This window comes from Thermohalobaculum sediminis, assembly GCF_023487995.1.
Lineage (GTDB): Bacteria > Pseudomonadota > Alphaproteobacteria > Rhodobacterales > Rhodobacteraceae > Thermohalobaculum > Thermohalobaculum sediminis.
On the sequence record NZ_JAMFKN010000006.1, the window covers coordinates 137,431 to 161,946 of the forward strand.

Consider the following 24,516-nt stretch of genomic DNA (forward strand, 5'->3'; position numbering starts at 1 on the left):
CGCGATTCCCCGCGCGACCGATGACGGAGCCTGCGATGACCCGCGACGACGAGTTCTGCAACAAGGCGCAAGCCTTCGAGGCGGCGGACGACATTCCGACCCACGCCCATCTCGGCAACACCATCGGCGACGTGATCAACCGCCGCTTCGGCCGGCGCGACCTGCTGCGCGGCGCGCTGGGGGTGGGGGCGGCCACGGCGCTTTTCGGCTCGACTGCAATCCTGTCCGCAAGCGAGGCGCGGGCGGGCGGGCAGGGCGCTGCGCGCTTCCGCTTCGACGAGATCGCTTCGGGCAATGACGAGACGCACCACATTGCGCCCGGGTATCGTGCGCAGATCCTGCTGCGCTGGGGCGATCCGATCACCGCCGGCGCGCCCGAGTTCGACCCGTTGAACCAGAGCGTCGAGGCCCAGAAGAAGCAGTTCGGTTACAACAACGACTATGTGGGCTTCGTGCCGCTCGACGCCGAGGGCACGCGCGGCGTGCTGTGCGTCAACCACGAATACACCAACGAGGAGGTGATGTTCCCCGGCCTCGGCCGGCAGGACAAGGTGGCGTTCGCCGGCATGACGCGCGAGCTGGCCGAGATCGAGATGGCAGCCCATGGCGGCACCGTGGTCGAGATAGCGCGCGGCGCCGACGGGCAGTGGTCGGTGGTGCTCGACAGCCCGCTGAACCGGCGGATCACCGCGCTCGACACGCTGATGGCGATCGACGGGCCGGCGGCGGGGCATCCGCGGATGCAGACGACGGCCGACCCCTCGGGCACGCGGGTGATCGGCACGCTCAACAACTGCGCGGGCGGGATCACCCCCTGGGGCACCTACCTGATGGCCGAGGAGAATTTCCACGGCTATTTCTGGACATCGAAGCTCGACTTCGAGGGCAAGCCGGACCTGGGCGGCAACCCCGCCGCGGCCTCGCTGAAGCGCTATGGCGCGCCGGGGATGTGGTACAACTGGGGCCAGCATCACCCGCGCTTCGACATCGACCGCGAGCCGAACGAGGTCAACCGCTTCGGTTGGATCGTCGAGGTCGACCCGATGGACCCCGCGGCGCTGCCGGTGAAGCACACCGCGCTGGGCCGCTTCCGCCACGAGGGGGCCGAGTCGATCGTGAACGGCGACGGTCGGGTCGTGGTCTATTCGGGCGACGACGCGCGCTTCGATTATCTCTACCGCTTCGTCTCGGCCGGGAAGGTGACCGGCGACAAGGCGGCCGACATGCGGCTCTTGTCCGAGGGCGAGTTGTCGGTCGCGCGCTTCAACGACGACGGCACGCTCGACTGGATGCCACTGGTCCACGGGCAGGGGCCCCTGACCGCCGCGAACGGCTTCGACGGTCAGGCCGACGTGCTGATCGACGCGCGGCTCGCCGCCGACCTGCTGGGCGCCACGCCGATGGACCGGCCCGAGGACGTGCAGCCGGCGGGCGACCGCGTCTATGTCATGCTGACCAACAACACCCGGCGCAAGCCCGACCAGGTGAACGCGGCCAACCCGCGACCCGAGAACACCTTCGGCCATATCGTCGAACTGACGGTGCCCGGCGGCGACCACGCAGCGGCGCACGCGCGCTGGGACATCCTGGTGAAATGCGGCGACCCGGCGGTGGCCGAGGTCGGTGCCCTGTGGAACCCTGCCACCACCGGGCATGGCTGGTTCGCCTCGCCCGACAACTGCGCGGTGGACGCGGATGGGCGGCTGTGGATCTCGACCGACCAGGGCTCGGGCTGGGGCAAGACCGGCAAGTCGGACGGGCTTTACGCGCTCGAGACCGAAGGCGAAGGCCGCGGCACCTCGAAGCTGTTCTTCCGCTGCCCGGTGGGAGCCGAGCTGTGCGGCCCCTATTTCACCGCCGACCAGCGGACGCTGTTCCTCGCGGTGCAGCACCCGGGCACGGACGGGACGAAGGACTATGCGCCGTTCGGGCGCGAGTCGACCTTCGAGGACCCGGCGACGCGCTGGCCCGACTTCAGGGACGGGATGCCGCCGCGCCCCTCGGTGGTGGTCGTGACACGCGAGGACGGCGGGCGGATCGCATCCTGACACGCGCCCGGGCGGGGTATTGCGGCCGGGGCGTGCGCCCCGGCCTTCGCCGCGGCGTGTCCACGATGGGCGGGGGCCGTCAGGCGGCCTCCGCCTTGCCGCCGATCTCGGCCAAGGCGGCCGCGACCGCCGCCTCGCGGTCGGGGTGGACGCGCCCGTGGCCGACGAGGTCGAGCACCCCGAGCCCCGCCAGCGTCTTGCGCGCGACGCCCGAGAGCGCCGCGACATGGCACACCGCCCCGGCATCCTGGGCGCTGCGCACCAGTTCCTCGAGCGCCATGGCGGCCGAGGTATCGATATGCGCGGCCTCGGTGAAATCGAACACCACCGCGCGCGTCTCGGTGACCGTGCGGCCGAGCGCGCGCGTGAGCTGCCGGGCCGAGGCGTAGGAGAAGCGTCCCCGCATCCGGATGAGCTGGATCCGTCCCGCGCTGTCCGCAAGCGCGCTGGCGGTTTCGGGGTGGAGGGGACCGGTTCCGGGCGCGGGCAGGGCGATGGCCTCGACACCCTTCATCTCCTCGACCTCCATCCAGCGGGCGGTGGCGAAGCCCGCGACGATCAGGCCGACGGCCACCGCCGTGATCAGGTCGACCGCAACCGTCAGCCCCATGGTGATCAGCATGACCGAGACCTTGTCGCGTGGCGCATGGCGCAGGCGCCTCAGATACCCCCAGTCGATGATATCCCAGCCGACCTTGAGCAGGATGCCCGCGAGCGCGGCATGGGGCACGCGCTCGGCCAGCGGTCCGAGGCCGAGGGCGAAGCCGAGCAGCACCACGGCATGGAGCGCGCCCGAAAGCGGCGTGGTGCCGCCCGCGCGGACATTGACGACCGTGCGCATGGTCGCCCCCGCGCCCGGCAGCCCGCCGACCAGCCCGGCCGCGAGGTTGCCGATGCCCTGGCCGATCAGCTCGCGGTCGCTGTCGTGCCGGGTGCGGGTGATCGAGTCGGCGACGAGCGAGGTGAGCAGGCTGTCGATCGAGCCCAGCAGGGCAAGCACGAGCGCCGCCTGCAGGATCTGCGGCAACTCATCGAGCACGAGGGTCGGCACCACCAGTTCGGGCAGCCCGCCGGGCACCTCGCCGATCACCGGGGCGCCGCCAAGCGCCACGATCCCCATCAGCGTCCCGACGACCAGCGCGGCGAGCGGCGCCGGCAGGATGTGGGCCGCGCGCCGCGGCCAGGCGATCATGATGAACAGGCAGGCGATGCCGATCGCCAGCGCTTCGGCATTCACCGCGTCGGGGATCGCGGGCCAGGCCAGGACGGCGCCGATCGGCCCGCCCTCGGCGGCCGGCAGCCCGAAGAAGGGCAGCGCCTGGATCAGGATGATGATCACGCCGATCCCGGACATGAAGCCCGAGACGACCGAGTAGGGCGTGTAGGACACGAACCGCCCAAGCCGCGCCAGCCCGAAGGCGATCTGGAACAGCCCGCCCAGCATGACGATGGTGAAGGCCTCGGCGAGGTTCTGCGCATACTGGGCGACCACCGCCCCCATCACCACCGTCATCGGTCCGGTCGGGCCCGACACCTGCGCGCGCGTGCCGCCGAGCACGGCCGCGAAGAAGCCCGAGGCGATGGCGCCCCACAGGCCCGCGATGGCCCCGGCGCCCGAGGCGACGCCGAAGGCGAGCGCGAGCGGCAGCGCCACCACGGCCGCCGTGAGTCCGCCGAAGATGTCTCCGCGCAGTGTTCTGGCCGAGGCAGGGCTCACGGGACGCACCCTCCGCGCGGGAGACGACACAGATGTGGAGAGGCTAAGTCGAAGGGCAGGTCCGCTGCAAGGCCGCCGCGGAGGCCCATCGGTTCGGCTCACGCCGTTGCGCGGACGGCAAGACTGCCTTCCCCGCAGGGCACTGGCATGTGCCTCGCGGAAAGAGTAGGGCTTGAGCGTCCGAGGAGCCTCCGCCCATGCCAGCACTGCCCGTTCCCGTCGGTGCCGTCGATCACCTGCCGCGCTGGCGGCGGCCCGAGACGCTATTGATGCTGATGGCGATCGCCTCGCCGCTGGCCTTTGCGACATGGATGGCGCTGCTCAACAACTTCGTGGTCGAGGTCGCGCAGTTCGACGGCTTCGACATCGGCGTGCTGCATGTGGCGCGCGAGATCCCGGGCTTTCTCGCCTTCCTCGTGGTCTGGATCCTGCTGATCCTGCGCGAGCAGGTGCTGGCCTATTGCTCGCTGATCCTGCTGGGGCTGGGCACGGCGATCACCGGCGAGTTTCCCAGCTTCTGGGGCCTGATGATCACCACCACGCTGTCGTCGGTGGGCTTCCACTACTTCGAGACGATCAACCAGTCGCTGCAACTGCAGTGGATCCCGAAGGATCGCGCGCCGCGGGTGATCGGGCGGATCGTCTCGGCCGGCTCGTTCGGCTCGCTGGTGGTGTTCGGGCTGATCATCGTCGCGTGGCGCGAGTTCGACCTGGCTTACTCCACCGTTTACTGGAGCGCAGGGCTGGCCTGCGCCGCGATCGCCGTGTTCTGCTGGATCGCCTATCCGCGTTTCGAGGCGCCGGTGGCGCAGAACAAGCAGATGGTGCTGCGGCGGCGCTACTGGCTCTATTACGCGCTGATCCTGATCGGCGGCGCGCGGCGGCAGATCTTCGTGGTGTTCGCGCCCTTCATGATGGTCGAGCGCTTCGGCCTGAAGGTGCACGAGGTCACCGGGCTGATGCTGGCGAACTACATCGCCGTGATGCTGTTCGCCCCCTATGCCGGGCGGCTGATCCAGCGGCTGGGCGAGTCGACCGCACTGAAGATCGAGTATGTGGGGCTGCTGACGGTCTTCTCGCTCTATGCGGGGATCTATTTCTTCGAGTGGGGCCTGTGGCTCGCGATGGCGCTCTATGTGGCCGATCACATGCTGTTCTCGCTGGCCATCGCGCACAAGACCTACTTCCAGAAGATCGCCGATCCCGCCGATCAGGCGCCGACGGCGGCCGTGGCCTTCACCATCAACCACATCGCGGCCGTCACGCTGCCGGCGCCGCTGGGCCTCCTGTGGCTGGCGCAGCCGGGCGCGGTCTATGCGCTGGCGGCGGCGCTCGCGGTGGTGTCCCTTGGGCTCGCCTTCCTCGTGCCGCGCCATCCCGAGCCGGGCGGCGAGACGCTGTGGCCCGCGCGCCCCGTGCCGGCCGTCCAGCCCGGCGAGTAGACGCGTGACGCGCGAGGCGAGGTTCGTCACCGGCCCGACGATGCGCCATGTCTCGGTGATGACGGCGACCGGGGCGGTGGGGCTGACGGCGCTGTTCCTGGTCGACGCGGCCAACCTTTTCTACATCTCGCTCATCGGGCGGGCCGAGCTCACGGCGGCGCTGGGCTATGCCGCGACGCTGCAGTTCTTTCTCGTGTCGGTCTCGATCGGGCTGTCGATCGCGGCGACGGCGGTGGTCAGCCGGGCCGTCGGCGCGGGGGACTGGGAGGGCGCGCGGCAGCTTGCGGCATCGTCGATGGCGACGCTGGTCGCGGTGCTCGCGCTGGTCGCGGCCGGCGTCTGGATCTGGCGCGACGCCGCGCTGGGCCTTCTGGGCGCGAGCGGCGAGGCCCGGGCGGTGGCGGGTGATTTCCTAGCCATCGTGCTGCCGTCGCTGCCGCTTCTTGGCATCGGCATGGTGTCGGGCGGCCTCCTGCGCGCCGTGGCTGATGCGCGCCGGGCCATGTGGGTGACGCTGGGCGGCGGGCTGATCGGCGCGGTGCTCGACCCGATCTTCATCTTCGGGCTGGGGCTCGAGGTCACAGGCGCGGCGATCGTCTCGGTCATCGCGCGGGTTGCGATCGCGGCGATCGCGCTGCGGGCGGTGCTGGGCGTCCACGACATGGTCGGGCGGATCGGGCTGGCGGGCGCGGCGCGCGACGCGCGGCAGATCCTCGCGATTGCCCTGCCGGCCGTGGCGACGCAGGTCTCGACCCCTTTCGGGAATGCCTGGATCATGCGGCTCGTCTCGGAGTTCGGGGACGAGGCGGCGGCGGGCTGGGCGGTGTTGTGGCGGGTCATCAGCCTCGTGTTCGGGGGTATCTTCGCGCTCTCGGGCGCGGTCGGGCCGATCCTGGGGCAGAACTGGGGCGCCGGGCGGCTCGACCGAGTCGGGCAGGCGTTCCGCGATGCGATCCTGTTCGCCGCGCTCTACGTGGCGGTCGCGTGGTTCCTGATGTGGCACGGCGCCGGCGCGATTGTCGCGGTCTTCGGGCTGACCGGCGCGGGGGCCGAAATCGTGCGGGCCTTCGGCGCCTATGGCGCGGGGCTCTTTGCCTTCACCGCGGCGCTGTTCGTGTCGAACGCGGCCTTCAACACGCTGGGGCGCCCGCTGGCCTCGACCGCGTTCAACTGGGCGCGCGATGCCGCGGTGATCCCGATCCTGGTCGCGCTGGTGGGCGTCTCGCTTGGCGCCGAGGGGGCCGTGGTCGTTCAGGGCGCGGCCGGGATGCTGGTGGGCAGCCTCGCGCTCGCGGCGGCGCTGCGCCATGTCGCGCGGCTCGGCCCCGCGCCGATCGCGGCACGCGCGGTGCCCGCTCCCGTCGCCGATCCGCTGCCCGAGACGGCCTCCGAGGGGGCGGGACTTCCGATCCGGCCCGCGAGCGGCTAAGTAGCGGCAGGAATCGCGCGGACGAGGGATCAAATGCCGAAGATCACGTATATCGAGCACAACGGCACCGAGCACGTCGTGGACGTGGCCGAGGGCCTCACCGTCATGGAAGGGGCGGTGACGAACAACATCCCCGGCATCGACGCCGATTGCGGCGGGGCCTGTGCCTGCTCGACCTGCCATGTCTATGTCGATCCGACCTGGGTCGACCGCCTGCCGCCGCGCGAGGACATGGAGAGCGACATGCTCGACTTCGCCTTCGAGCCGAAGTCGAACTCGCGGCTCACCTGCCAGATCAAGGTGACGGCGGAGCTTGAGGGGCTGGTCGTCACGATGCCGGAAAAGCAGATTTGAGGCCGCTTGCCGGCATCGCCGCGGCGCTCGCGCTGGCCCTCGGGGCAGGGCGTGCAGCGGCGCTGCCGGACACCGAGTGCAGCGGCCTGCGTTTCGCCGAGCCGACCGCGGCCTATGGCCATGGCGTGCTGGGCGACGCGGGCGAGTGGCGCGCGATCGAACTGACCCGCGAGGCGCTGGCCAGGGCGGGCGGCAGCCCGGACGGGCATGCGCTGACGTTCCGCCTGCCCGAGGGGGCCGTCTTCGAGGACGTGGCGCCCCGGTGCGTCGATCTCGACGGGCATGGGCCGCGCGAGATCGTGGTGGTCGAGAGCGACTTCGAGCTTGGATCGCAGCTTGCGGTCTATGCGCTGGACGTGCGGGGCGACCGCACTGAGCTGCGCAAGTCCACGGCCACCGCGCATATCGGGCGCCGGCACCGCTGGCTCGCGCTCGTGGGGATTGCTGACTTCAACGGCGACGGCGGCCTCGACATCGCCTATGTCGAGATGCCGCATGTGGGCGGCATGCTCAGGGTCTGGGGCTTCGCGCCGGGCGGGCTGACCGAGCTTGCCTCGGCGCCCGGGTTCTCGAACCACCGGATCGGCGAGGGCTTCGTCACGGGCGGGGTGCGCGACTGCGGGCAGGGGCCCGAGATGATCCTGCCCGACTTCGGCTGGAGCGCCGTCATGAAGGTGCGGATGCAGGACGGTGCGCTGGTGGCCGAGAGGGTTCCGGGCGAGGTGTCGCACCCGCTGATCGCGCAGCTTCTTGCCTGCGGGGAGGGGCGCGGATGAACCGCCCGGTGGTCGGCGTCAGCGCGAACGCGCATCTGATCGAGGAAAGCTACCGCGTGCAGGGCTCGGGCGAGCGCACGATCGAGGCGGTGGCGGCGGTGGCCGATGCGGTGCCGATGATCCTGCCCGGCCTGCCGGGCATGGCCTCGACGGGCGAGTTGGTCGACCTGCTCGACGGGCTGGTGCTGACCGGCGCGCGTCCCAACGTGCATCCCGAGTTCTACGGCGAAGCCGAGACCGAGGCGCACGGCCCCTTCGACCGCGGGCGCGATGGCGTGACCCTGCCGCTGCTCCGCGCGATGATCGAGGCGGGAAAGCCGGTCTTCGGCATCTGCCGCGGCATCCAGGAGATGAACGTGGCCTTCGGCGGCACCCTGCACCCGGAAATCCGCGACCTGCCGGGGCGGATGAATCACCGGATGCCGAAGGGCGAGAAGGATCATGGCGTGATCTTCGCCAAGCGCCACCTTGTCCGTTTCCGCGAGGGCGGGGCCTTCCACCGCCTGCTGGGCGCGACCGAGACGGTGACGAACTCGCTGCATGGGCAGGCGGTCTGGACGGCGGGGCGGCGCGTGCTGGTCGAGGGGCACGCCGAGGACGGCACCGTCGAGGCGATCGCCATCGAGGGGGCGCAGGCCTTCGCGCTGGGGGTGCAGTGGCATGCCGAGTACGACGCGGCCGCCGATCCGGTGAGCCGGGTGCTGTTCGAGGCCTTTGGCGCCGATGCGCGCAAGGCGCGCGCGGCGCGACGCGGTCGGCGCGGGGCGGCCTGAGGCGGGTGCCGGCACGCGGGGCGCGCGGTCAGCGGGCTTCGGCTTCCAGCGCCTCGGTAAGCACCGCGTAGAGGTCGTCGACCCGGATCGGCTTGGCAAGATAGCCGTCGAGCCCCGATGAGAGATAATGCGCGCGGTCGGCCTCGCGGGCATGGGCGGTCAGCGCGATGATGCGCGCGGGATGGCCCATCGCGCGGATCTGGCGCGTCGCCTCGAGCCCGTCCATCACCGGCATCTGGATGTCCATCAGCACGAGATCGGCCGGCATGGCCTGCATGGCCTCGACCGCCTGCGCGCCGTCCGAGGCGACCGCGACCGAGGCGCCGGTGGGGGCGAGCATCGCGCGCAGGAGCGCCTGGTTGGTGCGCACATCCTCGGCGATCAGGATCCGGCGGCCGGCGAAGGCGGGAATTGCGTGCGCGCGCTCCGCCGGACCGTCGCCAGTGGTGCGGGCGACATCGACCAGCGCATCGATGACCCGGCGCCAGTTGCGGCGCTGGGGCACGAAGCGGTCGACGCGCGGGAACTCCGACGGATCGAGGCCCTCGGGCCCGACCATGACGATCCGCGGCGGCCCGCCCGGTAGCGTCCCGAGGCGCTCGAGCGTCGCCGAGGGATCGGCGCCGAGGCCGAGCGGGCAAATCAGCGCGAGATCGAAGGCCTCTCCCGCCCGGGCCGCTGCATGGGCGGCGCCGAGCGCGGCATCCGCCATCGTCTCGACCCGGGTGGCGATGCCGAGCGCGGCGAAGGATCGCTCGAGCCGCCTTGGGTCAAGCGCCGCGCGCCGCAGGATAAGAAGGCGCCGACCCCGCAGGGCCCCACCCCAGTGGCTGCCGAGCGGGGCCGATGAGGGCGTTGCGCGGCTGACGAAGCGGAGGGCGAGGCGCGCGACCCCGTCGGCGGAGGCGGGGCGCTCCTCGATCGTGGCGCCGAGCGCATCGGCCGCCTCGGCAAGCTCCGGTGTCATCGCCGCGCAGCCGGATGCGGTGGGGCCGAGATGGGTGGCCTCGATCAGAAGAGGGAGGCGGCCCTCGGCGGTCTCCGGCACGCGCGCGCCCAAGGGGCCGCTCACGGCGCAATCGTCGTCGGCCCAGACCGCGATCGCCCGCTCGCCGGCCGGGCCGGCGGCGGCGAGCCATGCGGCGAGCGCGCGAAAGGCGGCCCCGAGCGGCGCGGCGCCGGTGATGATGCGGTCGGGCAGCCGCAGATCGACATGCACGTCGGTCAGCCTGAGCGCCGCCGGGTCGAGGCTGGCCTTCAGGCTGTCGCGAAGGACCGCGTCGGGGGTGCTTCCTTGGGCCATGGGACCGTGTGCATCGCTTGGGTTCGATCCGACACTATTCAGTGAAGATGGTTAAAGAATGGTTTCAAGTTAAGCTGGCACAGGCGGCGTGGCCGCGTCAGAGCCAGTCCTGCAGGATTGGCACCAGCGGCACGTCGGCTGGGGGCATCGGGAAGCCCCGGAGTTCCCCCTTGCGCGCCCAGGCGAGGCGCTGGCCCTCGCGCGGCGTGACCGTGCCCTGCCACTTGCGGCAGGCATAGAGGGGCATCAGCAGATGGAAGCTATCATAGGCATGGCTGGCGAAGGTCAGCGGCGCGAGGCAGCTTGCCCAGGTGTCGATGCCCAGTTCCTCGTGCAGCTCGCGGATCAGGCAGGCTTCGGGGGTTTCGCCCGGCTCGACCTTGCCACCGGGAAATTCCCACAGTCCCGCCATGGACTTGCCGGCGGGGCGCTGGGCCAGCAGGACGCGCCCGTCGGCGTCGATCAGCGCGACCGCGGCGACGAGGACGACGGGCCGCGCTGCGGCGTCACGAGCGGTAGTCGGCATTGATCTCGATGTAGCGCTTGGTGAGATCGCAGGTCCAGACGGTGGCCTCGGCCTCGCCCACGCCCACATCGACATGGATGTCGATCTCCTGCCGCTTCATGTAGGCAGCCCCGTCCGCCTCGCGGTAGCCGGGCGAGACCCAGCCCTGCTCGGCCACCACGATGTCGCCGAAGCGGATCGAGAGACGGTCGCGGTCGGCCGCCTCGCCGGCCTTGCCAACGGCCATGACGATGCGGCCCCAGTTGGGATCCTCGCCCGCCACCGCGGTCTTGACGAGGGGCGAGTTCGCCACTGAAAGCCCGATCCGGCGCGCCGCCGCAGGCGAGGCGGCGCCGGAGATGGTGATGCGCACGAGCTTGGTCGCCCCTTCGCCGTCCTTGACGACCTGGATCGCGAGATCGCGCATGACGCCCTCGAGCGCCGCGATGAAGGCAGGCAGGCGCCGGTCGGCGGCATCACGGATCGGCGCCATGCCGGCCCGGCCGGTCGCGCCCACGAGCAGCGTGTCCGAGGTCGAGGTGTCGCTGTCCACCGTGATCGCGTTGAAGGTGCGGTCGGTCAGCGCTCGCACGGCCTCTTGCAGCACCGGCTGGGCGATGGCGCAGTCGGTGAAGATGAACACCAGCATCGTGCCCATGTCCGGCGCGATCATGCCCGAGCCCTTGGCGAAGCCCGCGATCGTGACCTGCGCGCCGTCGAGGTCGACACGCGCGGTCGCGCCCTTGGGGAAGGTGTCGGTCGTCATGATGGCGCGCGCCGCCGGCTCCATCGCGTCAGAGGCCAGCGCCGCCGCCATCTCGGCGAGCTTGGCGGTGATGCGCTCGTGCGGCAGCGGCTCGCCGATCACGCCGGTCGACGCCATGAAGCAGTTGCCCGCCGCGGTGCCCAGCGCCGCGCCCGCGGCCTGCATCACGCGCTCGACCGCCTCGCGGCCGTTGCGCCCCGTGAAGGCGTTCGAGTTTCCCGAGTTCACGACGATGCCGAGCGGACCCTCGGCCCCGCCCGCGAGCGCGGCGATGCGCTCCTCGCACCACAGGACCGGAGCCGAGCGGGTCGCCGAGCGCGTGAAGGTGCCCGCCATGACCGACCCCGGCGCAAGCTCGGCCAGCATCACGTCGAGCCGGCCCTTGTAGCGCACGCCCGCCGCGCCGGCCGCGAGCCTGACGCCCGCGATGGCCGGCAGGTCGGGGAAGCCCGCCGGCGCGAGCGGCGAGACGGGGGGGGGCTTCTTCCGGCCGCCGGCGGCCGCCTCGAGCGCCGCGATCTCGGCCGTCAGGGCCTCGAGCTCGCGGCGGCGGGCCTCGAGCTTCGCGGTTGCGTCATCCCCGGTCGTCATCCCCGTCTCTCCCCTCTCTGCCCGGCCACTCTCTGCCCGTATCGGACGCTCAGTTGCCGCTGCCCTCGCCCTGCGGCGCGATCAGGTCGTCGGCCCGGATCGCAGCCGCGGGCACGGGCGGCTCGGTCACGGTGACGGGGGTCGCGGCGCGCAGCTCCTCCATGATCTCGGTCTGGATCGACTGCGTGGCCTCGGCCACAAGCTGGTCGCGAACCTCGTCGAAGCCGGGCACGGGCTTCTGGCGCCGCTCCGACACCTTGATCAGGTGCCAGCCGAAGGGCGTCTCCACGGGGCCGCCGATCGCGCCGGCCTCGATCGCGAAGGCGGCCTCTGCGAACTGCGGGACCATGTCGGCCTTGACGAACCAGCCGAGATCGCCACCCCGGCTGGCGGTGCCGTCGGTGCCGTGCTCGGCGGCGAGCGCCGCGAAGTCGGCGCCGGCATCGAGCTGGGCGCGAAGCTCCTGCGCCTTCTCCTCGGTCTCGACCAGGATGTGGGCCGCGCGGATCTCCTCCTCGGGCGTCGCGGTGGCGAACTGCTGGTCGTAGGCGGCGCGTAGGCGCTCGTCCGTCAGGCGGGCGGCGACCTCGCTCCGCAGCCACGCGTCTGCCAGCACCGCGCGGATCTGGTTGCGGATCGAGAGGGCGACGTCGAGCCGGTCGTCTACGCCCGCGGCGCGCGCGGCCTCCTCCATCAGCGTCTGGTCGATAAGCTGGTCGAGCAGGCCCTGGCTCAGGATCTCGTCGGGCAGATACTGGTACTGCTCGGGCAGGTCGCGCCTGAGCGAGATGATCTCGCCCAGCGTGATCTCGCGCGCGCCCACGGTCGCGAGCACGCTCGCCGCGCTGATATCGCCATCGATGCCCGCCTCGGGCACAGCGGCATCGGCAGCGGGCGCGGCGGGGCCTGCGGTCTGTGCCATGGCGGGCGCGGCGAGCATGAAGGCCGCGAACGTTCCCGCGGTCAGGATGCGGGCGGTTTCGGCGGATCGCATGGTGGCTTGCCTCCTCTGGCGCCGGGGGCCGGGGGCGTTGACACCGCCCTGCCACCCCAATACATCACGGGCGGGCTTGCCGCACGGCTCGGCTGGCACAGTTACGGCGCGGGGCGCGGCCCGGCAAGCCACGGCACGAAATATTTTTCGCGACGCTCCCACGGCTTCGCGGGCGTGCCTGCGAAACGGGCGGCCCCCGGACGGCCGCAGGGGAGGCGGGTATCCATGCTTGGACTGGGCAGTCTCGCGCGCAAGGTCTTCGGCACGACGAACGATCGCAAGGTCAAGGCCGCGCGCCGGATCGTGACTGCGATCAACGAGCTCGAGCCGCAGTTCGCGGCGCTGAGCGACGACGAGATCCGCGCGCGCACCCAGGTGTTCCGCGACCGCGTGGCGGCGGGCGAGAGCCTCGACGCCATCCTGCCCGAGGCCTTTGCGAATGTCCGCGAGGCGGCCAAGCGCGCGCTGGGCTTGCGGCCCTTCGACGTGCAGCTGCTGGGCGGCATCGTGTTGCACGAGGGCAAGATCGCCGAGATGAAGACCGGCGAGGGCAAGACGCTGGTCGCGACCATGCCGGTCTATCTCAACGCCCTGACCGGCAAGGGCGTGCATGTCGTGACCGTCAACGACTACCTGGCCCGGCGCGACGCCGAGTGGATGGGCAAGGTCTACAACTTCCTCGGGCTCAGCGTGGGCGTGATCGTGCCGGGCATCGACGACGCCGCGCGCAAGGCCGCGTACCAGTGCGACGTCACCTATGCCACCAACAACGAGCTGGGCTTCGACTACCTGCGCGACAACATGAAGTTCTCGCGCGACGAGATGGTCCAGCGCGGCCATGCCTTTGCCATCGTTGACGAGGTGGACTCGATCCTGATCGACGAGGCTCGCACGCCGCTGATCATCTCGGGGCCCACGCAGGACCAGTCCGAGCTCTACGTCGCGCTCGACAAGGTGATCCCGCAGCTTGCCGAGGACGCCTACGAGAAGGACGAGAAGCAGCGCTCGGTCGCGCTGACCGACGAGGGCAACGAGGCGGTCGAGCAGATGCTGACGGCCCAGGGCCTTCTGAAGGAGGGCGCGAGCCTCTACGACCCCGGCTCCGTCACGTTGGTGCATCACGTCAACCAGGCGCTGAGGGCGCACAAGCTGTTCCAGAAGGACCGCGACTACATCGTCAAGGGTGGCAAGGTCATCATCATCGACGAGTTCACCGGCCGCATGATGGAAGGCCGCCGCTATGGCGACGGGCTGCACCAGGCGCTCGAGGCCAAGGAGAAGGTCGCGATCCAGCCCGAGAACGTGACGCTGGCCTCGATCACCTTCCAGAACTATTTCCGGCTTTACGACAAGCTTGCCGGCATGACCGGCACGGCGCTGACCGAGGCCGAGGAGTTCATGTCGATCTACGGCCTCGACGTCGTCGAGATCCCCACCAACGTGGCGGTGGCGCGCGCCGACGAGGACGACCAGGTCTTCCGCACAGCCGCAGAGAAGACCGCGGCGATCGTCGAGGCGATCAGGGACGCGCGCGAGCGCAAGCAGCCGGTTCTGGTCGGCACCACCTCGATCGAGAAGTCCGAGCAGCTTGCGGCCGAGCTCAAGCGCCTCGGCATTCCGCACAAGGTGCTGAACGCGCGCTACCACGAGCAGGAGGCCCACATCATCGCGCAGGCGGGCCGCCCGGGGGCGGTCACGATCGCGACGAACATGGCCGGACGCGGCACCGACATCAAGCTGGGCGGCAACGCCGAGATGATGGTGGCGGACGCCGTGAAGGGCATCGAGGACGGGTCCGAGCGCGCCGCCGTCGCGCAGCGCATCGAGGCCGAGGTCGAGGAGGGGCGCCAGCAGGCGCTTGCCGCCGGCGGGCTCTGGGTGATCGGCACCGAGCGGCACGAGAGCCGGCGCATCGACAACCAGCTCCGCGGCCGGTCGGGCCGGCAGGGCGACCCGGGACGGTCCACCTTCTTCCTGAGCCTCCAGGACGATCTCATGCGGATCTTCGGCTCGGACCGGCTCGACTCGATGCTCCAGCGCCTTGGGCTTCAGGAGGGCGAGGCGATCATCCACCCCTGGGTGAACAAGGCGATCGAGAAGGCGCAGAAGAAGGTCGAGGCGCGCAACTTCGACATCCGCAAGAACATCCTGAAATACGACGACGTGATGAACGATCAGCGCAAGGCGATCTTCGAGCAGCGGCTCGACATCATGGAGGCCGAGGATGTCGGCGACACCATCCGCGACATGCGCCACGCCGTGATCGAGGAGATGGTCGCGCGCCATATCCCCAAGCGCGCCTATTCCGACCAGTGGGACATCGACGGGCTGGAGGAGGAGGTCCACAAGACGCTCGCCCATCCCTTCCCGATCAAGGACTGGGCCGCCGAGGAAGGCGTCGATGACGAGACCATCGCCGAGCGCCTGGTCGAGGAGACCGACCGCATCTACGCCGACAAGGTCGCCGTGATCGAGCGCCAGCATGGCGAGGGCGTGATGCAGCAGGAGGAGAAGCGCGAGCTCCTGCGCCTGCTGGACCACCACTGGCGCGAGCATATCGTGATGCTGGACCACCTGCGATCGGTCATCGGCTTCCGCGGCTACGCGCAGAAGGACCCTCTCAACGAATACAAGTCCGAGGCCTTCCAGCTGTTCGACGGCCTGCTGACGCAGCTGCGGCGCGACGTCACCGCGCGGCTGTCGTCGCTGAGGCCGCTGACCGAGGAGGAGCTCGAGCAGCGCCAGCGCATGATCGCCGAGTTCGAGGCGCGCATCCGCGCCGAGGCCGAGCGCGCGGCCACGCAGCAGGCGCTGGGTGCCGCGGCACGGGCCGGCGGCGTCGCCTCGGCCACGACCGCCGCTGCGGTCGAGGCGGCCGAGGGCGATGTCGCCGTCGCGGCCGACCCCTCGGATCCCGAAGGCTGGGGCAAGGTGAGCCGCAACGCGCCATGTCCCTGCGGCTCGGGGAAGAAGTTCAAGCACTGCCACGGCAAGCTGAGCTGATCCTGTTCGGCAGGCCGCGCTGCACGGTGTATCCGTGCGCGCCGACTCGCGTCACGATGGTATCCTGCCCCTCGCTGCGAGGGGCATGGAGGCAGCCGCGATGGCCACATTCATCGTTCAGGGACGGTATTCCGAAGCCGCGATCAGGGGGTTCGTCAGCAAGCCGGAGGACCGCGAGAAAGCCGTGTCGAAGCTGATCGAGGCAGCGGGCGGTAAGCTCAAGGCCTTCTACGTCACCAGTGGCGAGAACGATGGTTGCTCAGTGTGAGGTGGTCCCCGCGTCCTGCGTTACACGCAGTGAGTGTGAGGTTTGTCACAGCTAGGATCGCTGCATTCCGTTGACCCTGTGAGGATTGGGGGCGATGCTCTTTTTCTTCATCGGTCTGAGATCCCTCTGCGATCTCCCAGGGTTAGTCGCTCCCGCAGTCCGCTTTCGTATGGAGGGGACTATGGAAGCGATTAAGATCTTCTTGGTTGTCATGTCATGTTCGCCCGACGGTCTTTTCTGTCGCGACCTGTCGGATAATACGGCGTTCAATAGTCTGGATGCCTGCCACGCCGAGCGAGCAGAAACCTTGCGCGAGATGATGCAGACACACAGAGGCCGACTGGCTCTGGCGCGGTGTCAGTACGTTCTGGTCGAGCGGTACCAAGATGTGTCGAGGGCGACAGGCGGCTGTTGCTGAGACTGCTATGTCGTGCCGGTTCGGTATGGCGCAGGCGCAATCGTCGAGGCCGTCACCGCTCTGGATCAAGGATTAAGCTCTTCTCTTCCGGTGATTGGCACGGCTCCCGCGTGGGTCAGTCTTTCACGGGAGCCGATCCGGTTCCTGGTGATCGCCGACGCCGAGGACGGCGACGCGGTGACGGCCGCGATGCTCGCCGCCTCGGCGGGCGGCGCCATCGCCCACGGCGCTACGCAGCGGGCCTGGACCGGCAAGGACTTCAAAAAGATCTGCGAGAAGGCGGCGAGCATCGCTGGCGCCTACCGGGCTCCCGGCAAGTAGGCGGACGCCGTTCCGCGCAAAGCACGGACGCGCGCCGGCCGGCAGCGCGGCGCGCCTATGCGCGCGCCGCTACGCGGCGGTCCGGCGTGCCGCCGTCTGCAATGCCTGCCACAGCTTCAGCGGGGTGTAGGGCGTCTCCAGCGGCTCTCGGTATCCCGCCCGCCACAGCGCGTCGAGCACGGCGAGCGCGGAGGCCGGGATGCCGCCGACCGAGCCGGACTCGCCGCAGCCCTTGACGCCCAGCGGGTTCGTCCTCGCCGGCACCTCCTCGAAGGCGAGGTCGAACATCGGCACGTCGGCGGCGCGCGGCAGGCAATAGTCCATGAAGCTGCCGTTGAGCGGCTGCCCGGTCTCGGGGTCCCAGCGGGCCTCCTCGCCGATCACCTGGCCGATGCCCTGCACGATCCCGCCGTGCACCTGCCCGGCGACGAGGGCGGGGTTCACCAGCCGCCCGAAGTCGTCGACGATGGTGTAGCGCAGGATCTCGAGCGCGCCGGTCTCGGTGTCGATCTCGACCTCGCAGACATGCGCGCCGTTCGGGAAGGTCGAGCTCGACTCGACCTTGACCTGCCCCGCCGCGGCAATGCCGTCCGAGCCAGCCGCAAGCTCGGCGAGCGACACGGACAGGTCGGTGCCCGCGACGCGGAAGACGCCGCCCTCGCCCGGCAGGAACTCGAGATCGGCCGCGGACGCCTCGAGCCGGTCGGCCGCCATCTCCCGCGCCTTGTCCACCAGATCGTCCGAACCGGCGATCAGCGCCTGGCTCGCCATGATGAGCGAGCGCGAGCCCCCCGTGCCGCCGCCCGAGGGCAGGGCATCCGAGTCGCCCGGCATGACCCGGATCGCGTCGAGCGGCAGCCCGAGCCGCTCATGCGCGATCTGTGCCCATGACGTCTCGTGGCCCTGGCCCGATGACTGGGTGCCGACCCAGATGCGCAGGACGCCCGACGCATCGAGCTCCATGCGCGCGTTCTCGCTGGGCTGGCCGCCGGTGCGCTCGAAGTAGTAGGCGACGCCGATGCCGCGGCACCGGCCGCGCATGCGCGCCTCGGCCGCGCGGGCTTCGAAGGTGTCGTAATCGGCGGCTTCGGTGGCGCGGGAAAGCACGGTATGGGTGTCCAGGCTGTCGAACACGAAGCCGCCCGCAGAGCGGTGCGGCACGCGGTCGGGCGTGAGCAGGTTGCGCCGGCGCAGCTCGACCCGGTCGATGCCGAGCTGGCGGGCCGCGGCCTCCATCAGCCGCTCGGTCGCGTAGATCGTCTCGGGCCGCCCCGCGCCACGGTAGGCGTCGGTCGGCGGGGTGTTGAGGAAGGCGCCGCGGACCTCGGCGTGGATTGCGCCGACGTCGTACATGCCGCCCAGCAGCGCCGCGGAAAAGGCCGTATGCACCCCCGCGCCATAGCTCGAATAATAGGCGCCGAGCCCCGAGACGGTGCGCATGCGCATGGCGAGACAGCGGCCGTCGGCGTCGAACGCGCCTTCGACGGTGCCGCGCATGTCGCGCCCCTGTGCGTCGGACAGGAAGCTCTCGGACCGCGAGCCGATCCACTTGACGGGCCGGCCCAGGTCGGCCGCGGCCAGCGCGCAGAGGCCGTATTCGGGGTGATCCATAAGCTTCATGCCGAAGGCGCCGCCGACATCGCCGACATGGACGCGCACCCGGTCGGCCGCCACGCCCAGAGCCCTCGCGACCTTCGCCCGCATGCCGTGAGCGCCCTGGCTGCCCAGCCAGGCCTCCCACCGGCCGGTTTCGGCGTCGTGGCGGACATTGATCGCGCGCGGCTCGAGCGAGTTGACGACGATGCGCTGGTTCAGCACCGGGGTCGAGACGATGTGCCGGGCGCGCGCGAAGGCCTCCGCTGTCGCCTCGGCGTCGCCGCAGGACCAGGTGTAGGCCAGGTTCCCGGGCGCCTCTGCATGGAGCTGCGGGGCGCCGGGCGCGAGTGCCTCATCGGGATCGACCACCACGGGAAGCTCGTCGAGCTCGATTTCTGCAAGCTCGGCGGCGTCCTCGGCGGCGGCGCGGCTCTCGGCGACGACGAAGGCGATCGGCTGACCGACGAAGCGCACCATGCCCTCGGCCAGATGCGGCAGGACCACTGGCGCGGGGGTGGGGGAGAGGGGAAACTCGTTCGCCAGAGGCGCCAGCCGTCCCGCGATCTCGGCATGCGTCCAGGCAAGCATCACGCCCGGTGCCTCGCGTACGGAGGAGATGTCGATTCTCGTTATTCTTCCGTACGCTACCTGACTTCTCAGAACGAAGGCGTGAAGCTGGCTGGGAAGGTTGAGATCGTCCACATAGGACCCTTTTCCGGTCAACAGCCGGGTGTCCTCGAGCCGCCTCACCGGCTGGCCGATGCCGAATTTCATGACTGTCCTCATGTAAAGTTTTATGGCACAGTAACCGCGGGGACGAGTGCGTCAAGCCACGTGGTTGTGGCATTTTCGCAGCTGAGATGCGAGGTTCAGTTAGAGTTTCAACTGCGTGTTTTCGCTCGCAAATCCGGTTTGGTAGAGTGAGCGGAGCGAATCAGGGGTGGTTACGCAGTGTTTAAAGACGACAGGATGATCTCGGTCCTGAGCGGGATCGTGCTGATGCTCGCCATCGGCACGCTCGTCCAGCGCGGCGATGTGGTCGCCGAGTTCTTCGCGGGCGAGCCCGAGCCGACCGTGCTGGTCAAGGATGTCGTCACCGTCGATGCCGACACCCTGACGCGCATCGATGTCCTCGCCAACGATACCGGCCTTAAGGACCGCGTCGGCCAGAAGCTGGTGGTTCTGGCCCAGCCCGAATGCGGCCGCGTCTTCGTGCAGGAGGGCGCGCTGCAATATCTGGGCGAGCGGCGCTGCCTCGCGACGCAGCGTGTGCTCTATGGCCTCGCGGGCGTCGACATCAAGGAGTCGGGCGAGGTCGCCATCACCGTTCGGGGCACGACGCCCCAGCCCGAAGCCGGGGACAAGGTCGCGGCACTGCGCGACGCCCCGACGCCCACGCCCGCAATCCCCACGCCCGCAACCCCCACGCCCGCAACCCCCACGCCCGCAACCCCCACGCCCGCAACCCCCACGCCCGCGACTCCGGCGCCCTCTGTCTCGCGCGACCCGGCGCCCGCGACCTCGGCCCCGGCCGGGCTGGCGCGCGAACCCGCGCCGACCCGTCCCAGCCTGGGCTCGCAGGGGCTGGGGCGCGCATCGGGCGGGGCCGGTGCCGGCGATGCGCCGGCCGTTCCGGGCGTTGCCGGTGCTGGGACACCGGCGCCGGCTCCCGCGCCCGGCGTGCGCGCGCCATCGGCTCCCGACCTTGCGGCCGCACCTGCATCGCCGACCCTGCCGCGCGATGCGTTGCCCTCGGTGGCCGTCGAGAGCGGCTTGCCCGCGGCGGTGCCGTCCACGGCGCAGCCACAACTTGCCCTGCGCGCGCCGGCGAACCCCCTGCCGCCCGTCGCGGCGCCGACCACCAGAACCGGCAATGCCACGAGTTCCGCCGTACCGGCGGCTCCGTCCGCCCCGACCGGAGCGGGCGTGGCCGCACCGGCTTCACCCGCGGCCCCGGCGCTCGCCGCGCTGTCCGAGCCGTCGGTTCCCGACATGCCCGGCACCCTCGGCGCGGGTCTCGAATCGCCCCTGATCGTGGCGGGGTCATCGCTCGCGGGCATCGGCGGGGCTTCGAGCGCTGAAGCGCCCGGGCGTCAGGCTCCCGGCGGCTTGGGCGAGGGTGTCGCGACCATCGCGCTCGCTCGCGTCGAGGTTCCCGATGCCGTGGCGGCCCCGGCCGCCGCCGAGGCGCGGGATCTCGCGGTGGATCAGGCGACGCGCGACAGCACGCTGAGCGCGCCGCGCCTCGCGCCGGAGATCGATGCGACCGACGGGCAGCAGATCACCATGTTGGAGCCCTCGACGGGCCTCGGCGAGATCCTCACCTTCGGCGATCCGCTCACGCTCAGGCCGATCGACACGTCCCTGCCGACGCTTGCGACGCCGACCGAGACGGCGGGGTCCTCGACCCCCGACCTGCGCAACGCGGCGGTCGAGCCGTCCGGCGCGAACCTGCCTGCCGCCGCGCCGACCGCCCAACCCGGCGCGCTGCCGGAGCCGGAGCGCGTGGCGGCGCTGCCGCGCGTCGACCAGACCTGCGCGGTGCCGCCGTCGATTACGCTCGACATCCGCCCCGCGGGCGAGACCGAACTGGTGATCACCTCGCCCTGCCATGCCGATTCGATCGCGCAGCTCTCGTACGAGGGAATCGATCTTGGCATCCGCATCGATCGCGGCGGCCAGGGGGCGATCTCGGTGCTCGGCTTCCGCAGCTCGGCCGACGCGGTGCTGGCCTTCGCTGATGGAGAGACGCTCGAGTTCAGCCTGCCCTTCACTGGCACCGACCGGATCGAGCGCGTGGCGCTGACCTGGGACGCGCCGGTGCTGCTCGAGCTGCACGCGATGGAATTCGGCGCATCGCCGGGTGCCGCGGGGCACATCAACCCCGCCAATCCGGGCGATTTCCGCGAGGTTCGCCGTCGCGGTGGCGGATATCTGGCCAGCTATGCACCGGTCGAGGGCGTCGGGCAGAGCGTTCAGATCTATTCTCACTGGCTGCGTCGGGGTGGCGCGGCCGGAGTGGTGAAACTGTATATCGACTTCGCGAGCCGGCATCGCGAGCATCAGGAAGGAACGTGCGGCAATGGCCCGCTCTCGCGGCCCGCCTTCACGATCATCCGCTCGTCGCGCGGCCGGATCGAGATGCCGGTCAGCCGGCGGCTTGCCTCGATCGAGTGCGAGACCGTCGACGCCATGCAGAATCACCTGATCGAAGCAGCCGTGCGCGACATCATCATCTCGCAGCGCTGAGGCGCGGCGGACGAAGGGGCGTGCGGCCAAGGGAGCCGAGGACGGGGGAACCGATGAAGAAGACGATGATGAGGCTTGCCGCGACCGTTGCGGCGCTCGGCTGCCTTGCGGCGGGCGTGCCCGACGGGGCCCTGGCGCAGCAACGCCCGGTGGTGACGCTGAAGTCGCTCGACGGCTTCACGCAGCTGCGCGGCGAGCTGGTCGATTTCGACGGCTCCACCTACACGATCTCGACGCCGCTCGGTACCCTGCAGGTCGACGCGCTGCAGGTCCGCTGCGAGGGCGATCAGTGCCCCAAGGACGAGATGTTCGGCGCGGCATTCGCCATCGCCGGCTCGCGCACGATGGGTGACACACTGATGCCGGCGCTGATCGAGGGGTATGCCTTCTCGCTGGACGCCGACATGGAGAACGAGCTCGGCGGCGTCGAGAACGAGAGCGTCCTTCGCATCAAGGCGGCCGACGGGCGCGAGATGGCGGCGATCGACCTGAGGTCCCATGGCTCGAACGAGGCGTTCCAGTCGATCGCGACCAATGCGGCCTCGATCGCGATGTCGTCGCGTGTGGCGCGCGACGCCGAGGTGGCGTCCCTCGCCGCCGCGGGGATTGCGGACCCCCGCGACGGGGCGGGCGAGCATATCGTCGCGCTCGATGCGCTTACGATCCTCGTCCATCCCGACAACCCGATGCAGTCGCTGAGCACGGCCGACATTGCGGCGATCTTCGGCGGCGATGTCACCAACTGGTCCGAGGTGGGCGGCCCCGACCTGCCGATCACGGTGAATGCGCCGGCCGACAGCAGCGGGACGCTCGACACCTTCAACCTGCTGGTTCTCCGGCCCGAAGGCTACGCCGTCGGCGCCGCGGCGCGCCGCTTCGACGACGACGCGGCACTCTCGGATGCCGTGTCGGCGGACCCGGGCGGCATCGGCATCAGCAGCCTCGCGTTCAGCCGGGCGGCACGGGTGCTCGCGGTCCGTCAGGAATGCGGCATCATCTCGACCCCCGACAGCTTCTCGATCAAGACCGAGGAATATCCGCTGGTCCGGCGTCTCTACCTCTACGAGAACCCGCAGAACCTTCCCGCGCATGCGCGTAACCTGATCCGCTTCGCCAAGTCGGACGATGCGCAGGCGATCATCGAGGATGCGGGCTTCGTGAGCCTCGCGACCGAGCGGCGCAAGCTCGCCGACGAGGGGGAGCGCATCCTGCACTCGATCGCCTCGGACGAGGAGTTCTCGCTGCCCCTCATGCGCGAGATGATCGCCCAGTTGCGCGACGCGCAGCGCCTGAGCTTCGCCTTCCGCTTCACGCCGGGCTCCAGCCGGCTCGACGCGAAGTCGCTGGCGGACGTCAAGCGGCTCGCGGACATGATCGCTCGCGGCGAGTTCGCCGGGCGCGAGGTGCTGCTGGTGGGCTTCACCGACGCGATCGGGCAGTTCGACCTGAACCGCGGCCTCGCCGAGCGGCGCGCGCAGGGGGTGCTCGAGGAAATCGCGCTCGCGGCGGGGCCGGCGGCGCTTGCGACCACGCGCGTCACGGTCCAGGGCTATGGCGAGCTCACGCCCGTCGGCTGCAACGAGACCTTCCAGGGCCGCTTCGCCAACCGCCGCGTCGAGGTCTGGGTCCGCGACCAGCGCGGCTGACCGCACGCGACTGCGTCATCATGCGGCCCCGCGCAGCCTTGCGCGGGGCCGTTTTCCGTTGATGATGGCGCGAAGCAAGCAACAACTGGGAGATGCCGCCATGCCTCGTGACGTCGTGATCCTCGACGGCGCCCGCACTGCGATCGGAACCTTTGGCGGAGCGCTCGCCGGAATTGCGCCGACCGAAACCGCAAGGATCGCCGCGTCCGCCGCGCTCGAGCGCGCGGGCGTCGAGGGGGGCGAGATCGGCCATGTGGTCTTCGGCCACGTCATCAATACCGAGCCGCGCGACATGTATCTGAGCCGCGTCGCCGCCATCGGCGCGGGCATTCCCGACACCACGCCGGCGATGAACGTGAACCGGCTCTGCGGCTCGGGTGCGCAGGCGATTGTCTCGGCGGCGCAGGCGATCCAGTTGGGCGATGCCGATTTCGCGCTGGCGGGCGGGGCGGAAGCGATGTCGCGCAGCCCGCACGCGATGCAGGTCGCGCGCACCGGCCAGAAGATGGGCGACGCCACCATGGTCGACATGATGATCGGCGCGCTCAACTGCCCCTTCGGCACCGGTCACATGGGCGTCACCGCGGAGAATGTCGCCGCCGAGCACCAGATCAGCCGCGCCGAGCAGGACGCCTTCGCGCTCGAGAGCCAGCGTCGCGCCGGCGTCGCGATCGGGGAGGGGCGCTTCAAGGGCCAGATCGTCCCCGTCACCGTCAGGACCCGCAAGGGCGAGGTCGTGTTCGACACCGACGAGCACCCCAAGCCCGCCACGACGGCCGAGGATCTCGCCAAGCTGCGCGCGGCCTTCCGGAAGGACGGAACCGTCACCGCTGGCAATGCCTCGGGCATCAATGACGGCGCGGCCGCGGTCGTGCTGGCCGACGCCGAGACGGCGGCGCAGCGCGGCCTCAAGCCCCGGGCGCGGCTGCTGGGCTACGCCCATGCCGGCGTGCGGCCCGAGGTGATGGGGCTGGGCCCGATCCCTGCGGTGTCGAAGCTTCTGGAAAAGCTGGGGCTCTCGGCCGGCGACTTCGACGTGATCGAGAGCAATGAGGCCTTCGCGGCCCAGGCCTGCGCGGTCAACAAGGGTCTGGGCCTCGACACGGCCCGGGTCAACCCGAACGGCGGCGCCATCGCGCTTGGCCATCCCATCGGGGCGACAGGGGCGATCATCACGCTCAAGTGCCTGGCCGAACTCGAGCGCATCGGAGGCCGCCGCGGGCTCGTGACCATGTGCATTGGCGGCGGGCAGGGCATCGCCCTCGCCGTCGAGCGGATCGGCTGAGGCGGGGCCCGTCAGGTCCCGCGAGGGGCCTG

Annotated in this window: 18 protein-coding genes; 12 read left to right on the plus strand and 6 right to left on the minus strand. The window is 70.6% G+C overall.

Annotated elements, in window-relative coordinates; all coding sequences use genetic code 11:
- The first annotated feature begins 35 nt into the window (after positions 1-35).
- Complete coding sequence (locus M1105_RS13540; protein WP_249580907.1) at positions 36-2,048, plus strand: PhoX family protein; 2,013 nt, start codon at positions 36-38, stop codon at positions 2,046-2,048.
- A 79-nt stretch (positions 2,049-2,127) separates the two neighbouring features.
- Here the strand turns inward: M1105_RS13540 and M1105_RS13545 are convergent, their stop codons facing one another.
- Positions 2,128-3,765, minus strand: a complete 1,638-nt coding sequence (locus tag M1105_RS13545) for a SulP family inorganic anion transporter (protein WP_249580908.1) — start codon at positions 3,763-3,765, stop codon at positions 2,128-2,130.
- A gap of 197 nt (positions 3,766-3,962) precedes the next feature.
- Here M1105_RS13545 and M1105_RS13550 point away from each other — a divergent pair, with 197 nt between their 5' ends.
- From M1105_RS13550 to M1105_RS13570, 5 genes are read left to right on the plus strand one after another with little or no spacing between them, the layout of a single operon-like run.
- Complete coding sequence (locus M1105_RS13550) at positions 3,963-5,207, plus strand: MFS transporter (RefSeq protein WP_249580909.1); 1,245 nt, start codon at positions 3,963-3,965, stop codon at positions 5,205-5,207.
- A 4-nt stretch (positions 5,208-5,211) separates the two neighbouring features.
- Positions 5,212-6,636 carry an MATE family efflux transporter gene (locus M1105_RS13555; RefSeq protein WP_249580910.1) on the plus strand — a complete coding sequence of 475 codons (1,425 nt, stop codon included), beginning with the start codon at positions 5,212-5,214 and terminating at the stop codon, positions 6,634-6,636.
- A gap of 33 nt (positions 6,637-6,669) precedes the next feature.
- A complete protein-coding gene (locus M1105_RS13560; RefSeq protein ID WP_249580911.1) occupies positions 6,670-6,990 on the plus strand; it encodes a 2Fe-2S iron-sulfur cluster-binding protein in 321 nt (106 codons plus the stop codon).
- On the plus strand, positions 6,987-7,766 hold the full coding sequence (locus M1105_RS13565; protein ID WP_249580912.1) for a VCBS repeat-containing protein: 780 nt from the start codon (positions 6,987-6,989) through the stop codon (positions 7,764-7,766). The genes M1105_RS13560 and M1105_RS13565 overlap by 4 nt, the downstream gene beginning before the upstream one ends.
- Positions 7,763-8,539, plus strand: coding sequence for a gamma-glutamyl-gamma-aminobutyrate hydrolase family protein (locus tag M1105_RS13570; protein ID WP_249580913.1), 777 nt, complete (start codon positions 7,763-7,765; stop codon positions 8,537-8,539). Before M1105_RS13565 ends, M1105_RS13570 begins: the two co-directional genes overlap by 4 nt.
- 28 nt (positions 8,540-8,567) lie before the next feature.
- Here M1105_RS13570 and M1105_RS13575 read toward each other — a convergent pair whose 3' ends face one another.
- The 4 genes from M1105_RS13575 to M1105_RS13590 all read right to left on the minus strand — a co-directional run bounded on the left by M1105_RS13575 (position 8,568) and on the right by M1105_RS13590 (position 12,698).
- On the minus strand, positions 8,568-9,842 hold the full coding sequence (locus M1105_RS13575; RefSeq protein WP_249580914.1) for a response regulator: 1,275 nt from the start codon (positions 9,840-9,842) through the stop codon (positions 8,568-8,570).
- Between the two features lie 97 nt (positions 9,843-9,939).
- Positions 9,940-10,368 (minus strand): (deoxy)nucleoside triphosphate pyrophosphohydrolase, encoded by a 429-nt coding sequence (locus tag M1105_RS13580; protein ID WP_249580915.1) that lies wholly within the window; start codon positions 10,366-10,368, stop codon positions 9,940-9,942.
- A complete protein-coding gene (argJ, locus tag M1105_RS13585) occupies positions 10,349-11,704 on the minus strand; it encodes a bifunctional glutamate N-acetyltransferase/amino-acid acetyltransferase ArgJ (protein WP_249580916.1) in 1,356 nt (451 codons plus the stop codon). The genes M1105_RS13580 and argJ overlap by 20 nt, the downstream gene beginning before the upstream one ends.
- 49 nt (positions 11,705-11,753) lie before the next feature.
- Positions 11,754-12,698: a peptidylprolyl isomerase gene (locus M1105_RS13590; RefSeq protein ID WP_249580917.1), complete on the minus strand. Its 945-nt coding sequence runs from the start codon at positions 12,696-12,698 to the stop codon at positions 11,754-11,756.
- A 225-nt stretch (positions 12,699-12,923) separates the two neighbouring features.
- On the opposite strand from M1105_RS13590, the gene secA reads away from it, so the two are divergent.
- From secA to M1105_RS13605, 3 genes are all read left to right on the plus strand, one after another.
- On the plus strand, positions 12,924-15,701 hold the full coding sequence (gene secA, locus M1105_RS13595) for a preprotein translocase subunit SecA (protein WP_249580918.1): 2,778 nt from the start codon (positions 12,924-12,926) through the stop codon (positions 15,699-15,701).
- Positions 15,702-15,801: 100 nt separating this feature from the next.
- Complete coding sequence (locus M1105_RS13600) at positions 15,802-15,969, plus strand: GYD domain-containing protein (RefSeq protein WP_249580919.1); 168 nt, start codon at positions 15,802-15,804, stop codon at positions 15,967-15,969.
- Positions 15,970-16,399: 430 nt separating this feature from the next.
- On the plus strand, positions 16,400-16,708 hold the full coding sequence (locus M1105_RS13605) for a hypothetical protein (protein ID WP_249580920.1): 309 nt from the start codon (positions 16,400-16,402) through the stop codon (positions 16,706-16,708).
- 69 nt (positions 16,709-16,777) lie between these two features.
- On the opposite strand, the gene M1105_RS13610 is transcribed toward M1105_RS13605, so the two are convergent.
- Positions 16,778-19,078: a xanthine dehydrogenase family protein molybdopterin-binding subunit gene (locus M1105_RS13610; protein WP_249580921.1), complete on the minus strand. Its 2,301-nt coding sequence runs from the start codon at positions 19,076-19,078 to the stop codon at positions 16,778-16,780.
- A gap of 195 nt (positions 19,079-19,273) precedes the next feature.
- On the opposite strand from M1105_RS13610, the gene M1105_RS13615 reads away from it, so the two are divergent.
- The 3 genes from M1105_RS13615 to M1105_RS13625 all read left to right on the plus strand — a co-directional run bounded on the left by M1105_RS13615 (position 19,274) and on the right by M1105_RS13625 (position 24,484).
- Positions 19,274-21,553 (plus strand): hypothetical protein, encoded by a 2,280-nt coding sequence (locus M1105_RS13615; RefSeq protein ID WP_249581035.1) that lies wholly within the window; start codon positions 19,274-19,276, stop codon positions 21,551-21,553.
- A 53-nt stretch (positions 21,554-21,606) separates the two neighbouring features.
- The gene (locus M1105_RS13620; protein ID WP_249580922.1) at positions 21,607-23,199 is read left to right on the plus strand and encodes a phosphate ABC transporter substrate-binding/OmpA family protein; all 1,593 of its coding nucleotides are present in this window, start codon (positions 21,607-21,609) and stop codon (positions 23,197-23,199) included.
- A 100-nt stretch (positions 23,200-23,299) separates the two neighbouring features.
- Entirely contained in the window at positions 23,300-24,484 is a 1,185-nt protein-coding gene (locus M1105_RS13625; protein WP_249580923.1) for an acetyl-CoA C-acyltransferase family protein, read from the plus strand.
- The last annotated feature ends 32 nt before the right edge of the window (positions 24,485-24,516 follow it).